The organism is Aestuariimicrobium sp. p3-SID1156 (genome assembly GCF_025144225.1).
In the GTDB taxonomy this organism is placed as follows: domain Bacteria; phylum Actinomycetota; class Actinomycetes; order Propionibacteriales; family Propionibacteriaceae; genus Aestuariimicrobium.
The window spans coordinates 1-12,103 of record NZ_JALXXB010000004.1; the positions used below are offsets into that span (position 1 = coordinate 1).

Consider the following 12,103-nt stretch of genomic DNA (forward strand, 5'->3'; position numbering starts at 1 on the left):
CTTGCCAACGGTGGCGACAACATCGGCGTCTACACCCCTGTCTTCCTCAGCGTGGAACCTCTCGCAGTAGTCGCCTACTGCATCGTCTTCCTCGCGCTCGTCGCGGTCCTGGTGGCCCTGGCAAAGTTCGTCGCCACCCGCCCCCCGATCGCCGAAGTGCTCGAACGCTGGGAGCACATCCTCTTCCCCATCGTTCTCATCGGCCTCGGCATCGTGATCCTCGTCAGCGGCGGAGCCTTCGGACTCTGACGTAGCGGCAGCGATCCAAACGGCCCCGACCGGGCGCACCCCTCTCGGTTCAGACCGCGACACCTACCTGCAGCCAGTCCTGCGTGATCGCGGCAACAAGACCGCCACGGAGCGCTGCAAATACCCCGCCACCAAGCGAACGAAGCCACAACGTAGCTGACCAGCGATTCACGCGTCTCAAGGAAGGGGCCATCCGACACCACGACCTCATTGCCGGAATGGGACAGAGTCATGGTCAGCCCAGGATCGGCCAGCCCCTCAGAAGCGACGAACTCGCCCCGCCGGCGCAGGTCGTCCTCGAAAGCCGCGTACTCGCGGCAGATCCTGGCGACCTCCTCCTGGGTCACCGAATGCTCATCCCACTGGCTCGCGCCGGTGTAGGCCAGCAACAGGTACTTCATCGGTGTGATCCTTCCTCGACGCGGGTCATGGTGGCACGGTAACCGCCCTGCCCGGCATAGTCCCACTCTCCGACGATCTGGTTGCCGTCCGGGCTCACCGTTCCGGTGTACACCACCGGAGAGCCCGCCTCCCCGGCCCATATGTGCAGCGTCGACCCGTCAAAACCGTAGACGTAGTCGAGCGTGTTGCCCGAGTTGTCATAGAAGCGGGAATGAATGTCGGCGCTCGGCCCTTCACCGAAAGGACGCAGGTGCCCGATCACCGCGAGACCCTGGATTCGATGGCCGTCCTGGGTGAGGTCGACGTGCTGCAACAGAAAGTGCTGGCCCGGAAGCCACTCGTACGTGGCGGTGCCCTCGGCGCCCCCCTCAACCCTCCACGTGCCGATGAGGGACTCCAGCGTGGTCATCTTCGTGTCTGTCATGACTCCTCCATGGTGGTGTGACGGTGTGTCACCCATGAGTCGGAGCCGGGGCGGAATCCTCGACATCCAGGCGAGGCGAAATCTGATGTCGAATCCGCGTGCTGGCCCCGACCCGGGCAATCTGTCGCAGGGCAGGCCGCTGGGCTGGTTCAATCGCGTCCACGTGGTGGCGTGTCTCGCGTTTCTCGCCGCCTCAGGTGGCGCCAGAGCAGCCACTGGAACACGATGAGGCCCCCCAGCCACACCACGAAGCAGACCCCGATCACCGTCCACGGATAGAGCGCCTGCTCCGCCCGCCACTGGTCGCAGCGCTCCCGATCCAGATACTGCAACTCGACCGTGCACGGGCCGCCGTCCTTGCCGAGTTCATGCGAGATCTGCAAGAAAGCGACCGCTGCGAGAAGCGCCGCGGTGGCGAGGGCCAGCACGAGGGTCCACAGGGTCCTGCGTCGCCGGTTCATGGCCCCATCGTTGCACTCGCCAGGCACACAGGACGCGTCAGTCCCCGCGCACCACCCGGTCTGCGCGCTCCCGGCAGCCTGCGACCAACACGGCGTTGGGCTCGTCCACCTCGCGCACCCACGCCTCGGCGTGCTCGGGTGTTTTGCCGAACCTGACATGACGCGCCACGAGCCGCTCACGGCGCACCTCGTCGTCGACCTCGACGAACCACGCCACGTCGAGCCGATCGCGCACACCCGCCCACGGCCCCTGGTCGAGCAGCAGGTAGTTGCCCTCGGTGATGACGAACTCCACGCCGGGCTCGACCGCGATCGCCCCGGCCAGCGGCTGCTCCAGGTCTCGCTCGAACGCCGGCGCGTACACGGTCTCCGGCCCGGCTGCCCGAGCACCGTCGAGCACGGCCACGTAGCCTGCCGTATCGAACGTCTCCGGGGCGCCCCGCGTCGACGCACCCTGCCCCCCGCCCGCGACGTAATGGGGGACATGACCTCCGCGCCTGAAGCCGTTACCCCGTTCGAACTGCCCACCCGACTCCATGTCGGCGCGCCCTTGTCAGAACGCCATCCGTGGCTCTACCCGATCGCGGTCAAGTACCACCAGACGCGCCGCTGGTCCCGTTGGCAGGCGGGCAAGGAGCAGTGGGCACACGACCGATCAACGGAAACCCCTGGAGTTTCGCGTCAAGCAGCACAAGTCGCTGCTCCTGCGCCATGGGGGGAGTCCGAGATGTGGCTCAGGTCAAGTACGAACCGGCCGATGTCGAGGTCATCGATCTGGACACCTGAGCGCGCTCGACATGATTCTCGCGCGATCACGTGGCATACTTGGTGCGCCGTCGCGAGACGGCATGCGGATGTAGCTCAATGGTAGAGCCCTAGTCTTCCAAACTAGCTACGCGGGTTCGATTCCCGTCATCCGCTCCACCCGGACGCCCGTGGCACTGCGCCACGGGCGTTCTGCGTTGTCAGCTCGTGGCAGCCGCCCCGCTGCTCTTTGGGGCCACCAGGGACGATCTCGACTCCTGACGCGGACGCCAGTAGCTCCCTGCCGGGGGGCGTCCCCTGCGCCCCTCGCGATGTGCTGCCTGTGCGGCAGCACATGGCGAGCGCCAAGGAAGGGTGCGCCGATGGTTGGTGGCTCCGAGCGGGCATCGCTAGGATTGCACGGTCAGACCCCATTGCACGGTCCAACCTTGTGCGCACCAGTGCTGCGCGCGGGGGCACCCGAAGACGATCCAGGAGAACACGTGCCCAGCACTCTTGAGCAGCTCAGCCCCACCCGGGTGAAGCTCACCATCGAGCTGCCGTTCAGCGACCTCAAGCCGGCCCTCGACAAGGCCTACAAGGACATTGCCGCCCAGGTCAACATTCCCGGCTTCCGCAAGGGCAAGGTCCCCGCGGCGATCATCGACCAGCGCTACGGACGCGGTGCGGTCCTCGAGCAGGCCATCAACGAGTCCCTCCCGCAGGCCTACGCCGCTGCGGTGGAGGAGCAGGGCATCTTCCCGCTCGGCCAGCCCGAGGTCGACGTCACCAAGCTGGAGGACGGCGAGCTCGTCGAGTTCACCGCTGAGGTCGACGTGCGTCCCGATTTTGACCTGCCCGACTTCTCCACCATCACCGCAGAGGTCCCCAACCTCGAGTCCGACGAGGCCCAGCTCGACGAGCGTCTCGAGATGCTTCGCCAGCGCTTCGCCACCACCACCGAGGTCGACCGCGGCGCCCAGGAGGGCGACGTGCTGACCCTCGACCTGGTCGGTTCGCAGGACGGTGAGAAGCTCGAGGAGGCCACGGCCTCCGGCATCACCTACAAGCTGGGCTCCGGCGGCATGCTCGAAGGCCTCGACGAGGCCGCCACCGGCCTCAAGGCAGGCGAGTCCAAGACCTTCACCTCCACCCTGGTCGGCGGCAGCCTCAAGGGCCAGGAATGCGACATCGAGCTCACCGTCACCAAGGTCGCCGAGCAGGAGCTGCCCGAGGTCGACGACGAGTTCGCCCAGATGGTCAGCCAGTTCGACACGGCCGAGGAGATGCGCGCCGACCTGGCCGAGGCCATCCTCCGCCAGGCCCGTCTCGAGCAGGCCGGCGCCGCCCGTGACAAGGTCCTCGAGGCGATCCTGGAGAAGGTCGACTTCGAGCTGCCCGAGTCCCTGGTGGCCGGCGACTTCGAGGCCCGGCAGCAGCAGATCAACTCCCAGCTCGCCCAGGCCGGCCTGACTGTCGAGCGCTACCTCGAGGAGGTCGAGGAGGAGGAGGCCAAGACCCCCGAGGAGTTCTGGGCCACCATTCAGAAGCGATCCCACGACGCCCTGCGCGCCCAGGTCGTGCTTGACAAGCTTGCCGAGGAGCAGAACTTCCAGGTCGGTCAGGAGGAGCTCACCCAGCTGCTCTTCCAGAAGGCTGCCCAGTCCGGCTCCACTCCGGAGCAGGAGATGCAGCACATGATGGAGCACAACCACGCCCCGGAGTGGATGGCTGAGATCCGCCGCAACAAGGCGCTGGCCCACATGGTCAACGCCGCCACCGTCACCGACGCCGACGGCAACGTCGTCGAGCTGTCCCGCCTGCAGGAAGATGGCACCCTGGCCGAGGGGGACGACGAGGATTCGGCCGACGAGGCTCCCACCAAGCCGGCCAAGAAGGCGGCTGCGAAGAAGGCCGCCACCAAGAAGGCCGCTCCGAAGAAGGCTGCCGCCTCCCAGGAGCCTGCTGGCGAGGACGAGGGTGACTCCCCGACCGAGGGTGGCGCTGCTGACGAGGGCGCCGAGGAGAAGCCAGCCAAGAAGGCGGCTGCGAAGAAGGCCGCCACCAAGAAGGCCGCCACCACGAAGGCTGCGGCCGCCGACCAGGGCGAGGCTCCCACCGAGGGTGGCGCTGCCGACAAGGCCGAGGTCTCCGACGAGGCCTGAGCTCCCTGAGCCAAGCGCCGCCGAACAGTGGACGCCTGCCGCATCCCGAGGGGTGCGGCAGGCGTCCATTTCTTGGCTCATGTCATGCACGCAAGCCCGGCAGGCGCCCCTCGATCTGAGACCATGGAACGCGGTCGCCCGACCCACGCAGTGAAGGAGCAGTAGTGAGCCGGTTTTCCGAGATCGTCAGGAAGCGCATCGACCGGAGCGATTCCGCCCCCGCGCCAGTTGCCGAGCGTCCCAGCCCCGATGCCGGGCCCGCGAACCGTCCCGCCGCAACCGGTGCAACCCGCGGAGACGTGGTGAAGGCGGAGGCAGAGAAGCACATGCAGCAGGCTGCCCGTGCGGCTGCCCGGCAGGTGTCCCCTTCGACCCCGCCCCCGTCGGCGTCGACTTCGCCGGCGGGCGACCAGCCGAGCGCCGAGCGCGGTGGTTCCAACAAGTTGCTCAAGGTCGTCCTCGGTCTGGCCGGCATCGGCCTGTCGTTGACGATGATGCACAACTACGCCAGCTTCGTGGCCCCCATCTTCCTCACGCTCAACTTGATGATCACGGCCTATCCGCTCTACCGGTTGCTCACCCGCTACCGCGTCCCGAAGGCCGTTGCGACCACCGTCACGGGCCTCACCGTGGTCGCGATCCTCGCGCTCTTTCTCTACGGCATGTACTGGTCGGTGCAGTCGATGGTGGACAAGCTGCCTGAGTACTCCGAGCAGTTCAACCAGTTCTACACCCAGATCATCGACCAGCTCGCCCGCCTTGGTCTGGACGAGGCGAACATCGCCAAGCAGATCAAGCAGATCGACCCCAAGTCGGTGGCGGGGTTCGCTGCCGGGCTGCTCTCCAATGTCTCCTCGGTGGGCAGCATGGTGCTGATCATCCTCACGTCGATGATCTTCATGATAATGGACACCCCCGAGATCCACGAGCGACTGCAGCTGGCTCGCACCACCCACTCCAGCTTCGTGGACTCGCTGGGCGATTTCGCCCAGGGCATTCGCCGCTACTGGGTCGTGACCACCGTCTTCGGACTCATCGTGGCCATCCTGGACGGGGCTGTGCTGCTGGGGCTGGGGGTCCCGCTGGCGCTGGTGTGGGCGATCTTCAGCTTCCTGACCAACTACATCCCCAACATCGGTTTCGTGATCGGACTGGTGCCCCCGGCGTTGCTGGCTCTGCTGGCGAACGGGCCCAAGACCGCGATCGCGGTGGTGGTGGCCTACTCAGTGCTGAACTTCGTGGTGCAGTCAATCATCCAGCCGAAGTTCGCGGGCAATGCGGTGGGACTGACCCCCACCCTCTCGTTCATCTCGCTGCTGTTGTGGACCGCCGTCCTGGGCCCCCTGGGCGCCTTGCTGGCGCTCCCCGCCTCGCTGCTGGTCAAGGCCTTCCTGGTCGACCCGGACCCCGAGACCCGCTGGGTCAACGCGCTGATCTCCTCGCGGCCGCAGGACGCCATCGACCCCGAACCGGTGCACTACAGCAACTGAGCCCTTCGCGGGGCGTGGGGGCCGGCGTGCCGCGGGCTCCGCTCGCCCCCAGCGAAAACAAGGAGCCAACACTCCGGTTTTGTCGGTGCGACCGGGTAGGTTCGAGAGCGTGAACACTCCAGACATGACCAGTGCCGCTGCGGCCATGGCCGCACCGCTGCGCGCTGCCGCCAATCCCGGAATGGGGATGTCCGACAACGTCTACCAGGCGCTGCTGGCCAACCGCATCATCTTCCTCGGCTCCGAGGTCAAGGATGAGAACGCCAACGCCATCTGCGCGCAGATGCTCCTGCTCAATGCGGAGGATCCCGAGAAGGACATCTACCTCTACATCAACTCACCCGGCGGATCGGTCGACTCCGGCATGGCCATCTTCGACACCATGCAGTGGATCTCCAATGACGTCGCCACGGTTGCCATGGGCCTGGCCGCCTCGATGGGCCAGTTCCTGCTCTCGGCCGGCACCCCGGGCAAGCGTTTCGCCCTGCCACACAGCCGCATCATGATGCACCAGCCCTCCGGTGGCCTGGGTGGCACCGCCTCCGACATCCGGATCCAGGCCGAGCAGTCGCTGCACATCAAGCGCACGATGGCCAAACTGATCGCCCAGCACACCGGCCAGACCGTCGAGCAGATCGAGGCCGACTCCGACCGCGACCGTTGGTTCACCGCTGAGCAGGCCCTCGAGTACGGGTTCATTGACCACGTCTACGAGCGCGCCAGCCAGATCAAGACCGACGCCCCCAACCAGTGACTCCAGTGAGGACCACCATGACCACGCCTTTCCTTCCCGGTGGCACCGCCCCGGCCGGTCCCTCGATGGACTACTACATCCCCCAGTGGGAGGAGCGCACCAGCTACGGCGTGCGCCGAGTCGACCCCTACACGAAGCTCTTCGAGGACCGGATCATCTTCCTCGGCACCCCGGTGACCGATGACATCGCCAATGCCGTCATGGCCCAGCTGCTCTGCCTGCAATCGATGGACGCCGATCGCCAGATCTCGATGTACATCAACTCTCCCGGCGGCTCGTTCACTGCGCTGACCGCCATCTACGACACGATGCGCTACATCAAGCCGGACGTCCAGACCATCTGCCTGGGCCAGGCCGCCTCTGCGGCGGCGGTCCTGCTTGCGGCCGGCACCAAGGGCAAGCGCCTGGCCCTGCCGAACTCCCGCATCCTGATCCACCAGCCCGCCACCGAGGGCGGCTATGGCCAGTCCTCCGACCTGGAGATTCAGGCCAAGGAGATCCTGCGCATCCGTGAGCTCATGGAGAACATGCTCGCCAAGGACACCGGCCAGCCGGTGGAGAAGATCAGCAAGGACATCGAGCGCGACAAGTACCTCACCGCCGAAGAGGCAGTGGAGTACGGCATCATCGACGACGTCCTGACCTCGCTCAAGGACATCCAGGACTGACCAGCGTTCACACCGGTGGAGACTTTGATCCGTTCGGGTGGCGTGCCCATGGGGTGCGTTCCCGACGGGTTAGGGTTCATGGAACGGAGGTTCCACGGATCCCGGCCGGGTGAGTGGCCCAACCAGGGGAGAGGAGGACGTCATGGCCCGTATTGGTGAGAGCAGCGACCTGTTCAAGTGCTCGTTCTGCGGCAAATCGCAGAAGCAGGTGAAGAAGCTGATCGCCGGACCAGGCGTCTACATCTGCGACGAGTGCATCGACCTGTGCAACGAGATCATCGAAGAGGAGTTCTCCGAGGCCAGCGACGTCGGCCTTCTCGACGAGCTGCCGCGACCTCGGGAGATCCGCGAGTTCCTCGACACCTACGTGATCGGGCAGGACTCGGCGAAGAAGACCCTGGCTGTGGCGGTCTACAACCACTACAAGCGGGTTCAGGTGCAGTCCAGCACTCCGGCCCGCCGCGCCGAGGACGACGGCGTCGAGCTCGGCAAGTCCAACATCCTGCTGATCGGCCCCACCGGCTGCGGGAAGACCTACCTCGCCCAGACCCTGGCGAAGATGCTCAACGTTCCCTTCGCGATGGCCGATGCGACTGCCCTGACCGAGGCGGGCTATGTCGGCGAGGACGTGGAGAACATCCTTCTCAAACTGATCCAGGCCGCCGACTTCGACATCAAGAAGGCCGAGACCGGGATCATCTACATCGACGAGATCGACAAGGTCGCCCGCAAGGCGGAGAACCCCTCGATCACCCGCGACGTCTCCGGTGAGGGCGTGCAGCAGGCTCTGCTGAAAATCCTTGAGGGCACTGTTGCCGCGGTACCCCCGCAGGGAGGGCGCAAGCACCCGCACCAGGAGTTCCTGCAGATCGACACCACCAACATTCTGTTCATCGTGGGTGGTGCTTTCGCGGGCCTGGAGCACATCGTCGGCCAGCGTGTCGGCAAACGGCCCCTGGGCTTCAACAACGATGCGACCAGTCGCAAGGTCGAGAACGCGGACCTGATCTCGCAGGTGACTCCCGAGGACCTGCACGAGTTCGGTCTCATCCCCGAGTTCATCGGCCGTCTGCCGATGATGGCCACCGTCTCGCCGCTGGACAAGACGTCGTTGATGCGGATTCTTGAGGAGCCGCGCAACGCGCTGGCCAAGCAGTTCCGCAAGCTGTTCGAACTCGACGGCGTGCAGCTGGAGTTCACCGAGGAGGCCATCGAGGCGGTCGCCGACAAGGCCTTGCTCCGCGGGACCGGCGCCCGTGGCCTGCGCGCCATCCTGGAGGAGTCCCTGCTCGAGGTCATGTACGAGGTGCCCAGCGATGACGATGTCGCCGGAATCCTGGTCACGGCCGAGGCCATCAATGGCACCGAGTCGCCCAAGCTCCTGCCACGCGCGAAGCTGGCCCCCCGCGGCAAGTCGCGTGGCAAGGGCGGCGAGATGAGCGCCTGAGGACGCAGCCAATGAGTGCCTCGTCGGGCCAGGCACCCACCGTGCGGGTGGCTGCGGCCCAGTTCCGCAGCACGCGGGATCCGGAGGAGAACCTGCTCGCGGTCGAGCGCTGGGCGCGCCGTGCGGCCGACCATGGTTCACAGCTGCTGGTCTGCCCTGAGGCGACCATGGTCAACTTCGCCACCAAGCTGGCCCCCTTCGCCGAGCCCCTCGATGGCCCTTTCGTCACTCGGCTGCGCCAGATCGCCACCGACAGCGCGCTGTGGCTCGTGGCGGGGGTCTTCGAACCCAGCGGTGATGGAAGAGTGTTCAACACCGCCGTCGCCACCAACGGCCAGGAACTCCATGCCTACCGCAAGATCAACCTCTACGACGCCCACAGCAGCCAGGAGTCGCGCACAGTGGCCCCGGGCCAGGAGTTGGTGACCTTCAACGCCCTCGGGACGACGATCGGGCTGTCCACCTGCTTCGACGTCCGCGTCGCCGAGCAGTTCGTGGCGCTGAGGAGGGCAGGGGCGAAACTTCTGTGCGTCCCGGCATCCTGGCAGGACGGTCCGGCAAAGGTCGAGCAGTGGTCACTGCTGATCCGCTCCCGCGCCATGGATGCGCAGGCCTTCCTGGTCACCGCTGACCAGTCGGCGAACCCGGCGAGAGATGACGGCGGCAGGCCACTGGGAGCCGGCCACTCCATGGTCGCCGGTCCACTCGGCGAGGTCGTGGCCGAGCTGGGCGGCGAGGACGGGCTGTTGGCCACCGAGGTCGACCTGGCCGAGGTGGACCGGGCCAGACAGCTCGTGCCGCTGCGGTGAATGTGTGGGGCGGGGTGGCTCGGGCTGGGTCCCAGGGGCTGAGTGCCCGCGGATGTGGGGTTCCCACAACCACAGCCTTTCGACCTCAGAGCCCTGCTCCTGCACGGCAACAGCCAGCGCCACTAGAGTTCTGGAGAATGCCCCACCATCCGGAGGTCCCCATGGAGGAGAAGTCCGTCCCCCTGCTCGTGGACGTCGATGACGTCCCCAACGTGCCCTACCTGATCCGCAAGCGTGCCGAGATCGCCCCAGAACAGGTCGCCTATGCGGTGCTCCGCGACAAGACCTACCATGACGTCACCACCACCGAGTTCGTGGCTGACGTCGTGGCCGTGGCCAAGGGACTGATCGCACAGGGCATCCAGGTGGGCGACCACGTCGCCATCATGTCCGCCACCCGCTACGAGTGGACCGTCTGCGACTTCGCCACCCTTTTCGTCGGAGGGGTCGTGGTGCCCATCTACGAGACCAGTTCCCAGGACCAGGTCGCTTTCATCCTGCGCGACTCCGACACCAAGCTCGCCTTCGGCGAAACCGCACGCCACGGCAAGCTGCTCGCCGCAGCCGCCGAGACCAATGGCGGGCCTCTGGCGTCCGGAATATGGCGCATGACCGGCGACGTCGAGAACAGCATGGACGCGCTGCGAGCCAGCGGCAAGGACGTTTCCGACGAACAGGTGCGTGAGCGCGAGAGCCTTGCGCGCCCGGACACCGTGGCGTCCCTGGTCTACACCTCGGGCACCATCAGCGACCCGCGCGGTGCCGCTATCACCCACGGGAACCTGGCGCATCTGTGCGTCAACGCCACCGAGGAGCTCAACGAGATCTTCTACGACGGGGCCAGCACCGTGCTGCTGCTCCCACTGGCCCATATCCTGGCCCGCTTCGTGCAGCTGGCCGTCTACTGGGGAGGCGCCAAAACCACCCACGTCCGCGACGCCAGTCGCATCGTCCCGGTGCTGGCGGCAGCGCAGCCCACCTTCATGGTGGTCGTGCCGCGCGTGATGAGCAAGGTGCTCGCCGCCGTCCGCAAGGGTGCCGACGAGAAGAAGATGGGCAAGGTCTTCGACCGCGCCCAGAAGGTGGCCATCGCGTGGGGCCAGCACCTGGAGCGGAGCAACAATGGCGAGCCCAGCCCCGTCGGGCTGGGGCTGAAGCTCCAGCATGCCCTGTTCGACAAGCTGTTCTACTCCAGGATCCGCCAGACCATGGGTGGCAAGCTCGAATACCTCGTGTCAGGCGCGGCCCCCTTGGATGCCGAGCTCGGGCAGTTCTTCATGGGTGCGGGCATTGAGGTGCTGCAGGGCTACGGGCTCACCGAGACCACCGCCCCGATCACCGTCAACCGACCCCACCGGGCCAAGTGCGACAGCGTCGGCATCCCGATGCCGGGCAGCTCGGTGCGCATCTCGCCCGACGGTGAGATCCAGGCCAAGGGGCTGGGTGTGTTCGCTGGGTACCACCACAGTGACGCGGCGGAGAACTTCACCGAGGACGGCTGGTTCCCCACGGGTGACCTGGGCCAGCTTCTGCCCGACGGGCGCCTCAAGATCACCGGTCGCGCCAAGGACATGATCATCACCGATTCGGGAAAGAACATCTCCCCGCAGCGCTGGCAGGGGATCGTGGATCGTTCCCCGCTGGTCGCCAATGCGGTCGTCGTCGGCGACAAGCGCCCGCATCCAGTGGCGCTGCTGGTGCTGGACCACGAAGGTGTCACGGAGTGGGCGAAGGCCAACAATCGCGCCGACCTGGCGTCCAAGTGGGACCAGAAGCTGCCCGCGGTGCCCGGCGAGGTGGTCACCGACGAGCAGTTGCGGGCCGCACTGCAGGAGGTCGTGGCCGAGGCGAACAAGGGAGGCAACCACGCCGAGCGCATCAATGACTTCGCTGCCGTGATGGTCGACGTTTCCGAGGAGGCCGGCTACACCACCCCCACGATGAAGCTGAAGCGGCCCAAGTTCATCGAGCACATGGCGCCGGTGATCGAGGACCTGTACCGCAAGTAGCCCCCTCCACCGCACCTGCGCAACGGCCGCCCGGATCATCCGGGCGGCCGTGGTGGTGTGGACGGCTGGTCAGTCGTCGAGGTCGCGGCTGATGATCTCCCCGAGCAGGTCGGAAGTCCGGCGCTGCAGCTCACGCATGGTGTTCTTGCCGGAACGTCCCTTCATGCTGGCCACCAGCGGGAGGCGCTCGCGGATGGAGCTGGCCTGACGGAGCCACCGGGTGGCATCACCGGCCTGCTCGGGGCGCTCGGCGGCTTTGAAGGAGTACTCCTCGATCAGGTCGAGCTGCTTCTCCAGGCGGGCCTGGGGGCTGCCGCTGCTCACGGCGTGGGCGAGTTGCCCGCCCAGATTGCGGATCGTGTTGCTGATGCGGTCGTCCTTGTTGATGACGTCCCAGACCTCGGCTGCGCCCTTGGTGCCCACGACGATCAGGCTGCTGATCGCGGCGATCTGGTTCTTGTCGAGCTTCTTTGCTGCCATG

At 66.4% G+C, this 12,103-nt stretch carries 12 protein-coding genes, 1 tRNA gene and 1 pseudogene; 9 read left to right on the forward strand and 5 right to left on the reverse strand.

The features are described from left to right. Positions 1-249, forward strand: a 249-nt coding sequence (locus tag M3G03_RS06395) for a cadmium resistance transporter (protein ID WP_259808861.1), incomplete at its 5' end; no start/stop codon positions are given. Positions 250-443: 194 nt separating this feature from the next. Here M3G03_RS06395 and M3G03_RS12930 read toward each other — a convergent pair. From M3G03_RS12930 to M3G03_RS06410, 4 genes and pseudogenes are all read right to left on the reverse strand, one after another. Next, positions 444-650, reverse strand: a pseudogene (locus tag M3G03_RS12930) (hypothetical protein); the annotation flags it as partial. Beyond that, on the reverse strand, positions 647-1,075 hold the full coding sequence (locus tag M3G03_RS06400; RefSeq protein WP_259808862.1) for a hypothetical protein: 429 nt from the start codon (positions 1,073-1,075) through the stop codon (positions 647-649). The gene M3G03_RS06400 and the pseudogene M3G03_RS12930, both read right to left, overlap by 4 nt. 149 nt (positions 1,076-1,224) lie before the next feature. Further along, positions 1,225-1,536: a hypothetical protein gene (locus M3G03_RS06405; protein WP_259808863.1), complete on the reverse strand. Its 312-nt coding sequence runs from the start codon at positions 1,534-1,536 to the stop codon at positions 1,225-1,227. Between the two features lie 37 nt (positions 1,537-1,573). Then, positions 1,574-1,942 carry a hypothetical protein gene (locus tag M3G03_RS06410; RefSeq protein WP_259808864.1) on the reverse strand — a complete coding sequence of 123 codons (369 nt, stop codon included), beginning with the start codon at positions 1,940-1,942 and terminating at the stop codon, positions 1,574-1,576. 444 nt (positions 1,943-2,386) lie between these two features. On the opposite strand from M3G03_RS06410, the gene M3G03_RS06415 reads away from it, so the two are divergent. The 8 genes from M3G03_RS06415 (at position 2,387) to M3G03_RS06450 (ending at position 11,622) form a co-directional block, all read left to right on the forward strand. After that, positions 2,387-2,460: transfer RNA gene (locus M3G03_RS06415), tRNA-Gly, on the forward strand. A gap of 323 nt (positions 2,461-2,783) precedes the next feature. Beyond that, positions 2,784-4,445 (forward strand): trigger factor, encoded by a 1,662-nt coding sequence (gene tig, locus M3G03_RS06420; protein ID WP_259808865.1) that lies wholly within the window; start codon positions 2,784-2,786, stop codon positions 4,443-4,445. 164 nt (positions 4,446-4,609) lie between these two features. After that, on the forward strand, positions 4,610-5,935 hold the full coding sequence (locus tag M3G03_RS06425; RefSeq protein WP_259808866.1) for an AI-2E family transporter: 1,326 nt from the start codon (positions 4,610-4,612) through the stop codon (positions 5,933-5,935). Between the two features lie 145 nt (positions 5,936-6,080). Then, positions 6,081-6,689 (forward strand): ATP-dependent Clp protease proteolytic subunit, encoded by a 609-nt coding sequence (locus M3G03_RS06430; protein ID WP_259809045.1) that lies wholly within the window; start codon positions 6,081-6,083, stop codon positions 6,687-6,689. A 17-nt stretch (positions 6,690-6,706) separates the two neighbouring features. Beyond that, positions 6,707-7,357, forward strand: coding sequence for an ATP-dependent Clp protease proteolytic subunit (locus M3G03_RS06435; RefSeq protein WP_311197497.1), 651 nt, complete (start codon positions 6,707-6,709; stop codon positions 7,355-7,357). 142 nt (positions 7,358-7,499) lie between these two features. Next, complete coding sequence (gene clpX, locus M3G03_RS06440; RefSeq protein ID WP_259808867.1) at positions 7,500-8,804, forward strand: ATP-dependent Clp protease ATP-binding subunit ClpX; 1,305 nt, start codon at positions 7,500-7,502, stop codon at positions 8,802-8,804. Between the two features lie 11 nt (positions 8,805-8,815). After that, positions 8,816-9,613 carry a carbon-nitrogen hydrolase family protein gene (locus M3G03_RS06445; protein WP_259808868.1) on the forward strand — a complete coding sequence of 266 codons (798 nt, stop codon included), beginning with the start codon at positions 8,816-8,818 and terminating at the stop codon, positions 9,611-9,613. A 137-nt stretch (positions 9,614-9,750) separates the two neighbouring features. After that, on the forward strand, positions 9,751-11,622 hold the full coding sequence (locus M3G03_RS06450; RefSeq protein ID WP_259808869.1) for a long-chain fatty acid--CoA ligase: 1,872 nt from the start codon (positions 9,751-9,753) through the stop codon (positions 11,620-11,622). 69 nt (positions 11,623-11,691) lie between these two features. Here the strand turns inward: M3G03_RS06450 and M3G03_RS06455 are convergent, their stop codons facing one another. Then, a complete protein-coding gene (locus M3G03_RS06455; RefSeq protein WP_259808870.1) occupies positions 11,692-12,102 on the reverse strand; it encodes a hypothetical protein in 411 nt (136 codons plus the stop codon). Position 12,103 lies beyond the last annotated feature (1 nt).

What these genes read in the sequence shown, in the direction of transcription:
- M3G03_RS06430 (WP_259809045.1), top strand. Translation starts at nt 6,081, where the DNA reads ATGGCCGCACCGCTGCGCGCTGCCGCCAATCCCGGAATGGGGATGTCC.
- clpX (WP_259808867.1), top strand. Translation starts at nt 7,500, where the DNA reads ATGGCCCGTATTGGTGAGAGCAGCGACCTGTTCAAGTGCTCGTTCTGC.
- M3G03_RS06450 (WP_259808869.1), top strand. Translation starts at nt 9,751, where the DNA reads ATGCCCCACCATCCGGAGGTCCCCATGGAGGAGAAGTCCGTCCCCCTG.
- M3G03_RS06400 (WP_259808862.1), bottom strand. Translation starts at nt 1,075, where the DNA reads ATGACAGACACGAAGATGACCACGCTGGAGTCCCTCATCGGCACGTGG.
- M3G03_RS06445 (WP_259808868.1), top strand. Translation starts at nt 8,816, where the DNA reads ATGAGTGCCTCGTCGGGCCAGGCACCCACCGTGCGGGTGGCTGCGGCC.
- M3G03_RS06435 (WP_311197497.1), top strand. Translation starts at nt 6,707, where the DNA reads ATGACCACGCCTTTCCTTCCCGGTGGCACCGCCCCGGCCGGTCCCTCG.
- M3G03_RS06455 (WP_259808870.1), bottom strand. Translation starts at nt 12,102, where the DNA reads ATGGCAGCAAAGAAGCTCGACAAGAACCAGATCGCCGCGATCAGCAGC.
- M3G03_RS06405 (WP_259808863.1), bottom strand. Translation starts at nt 1,536, where the DNA reads ATGAACCGGCGACGCAGGACCCTGTGGACCCTCGTGCTGGCCCTCGCC.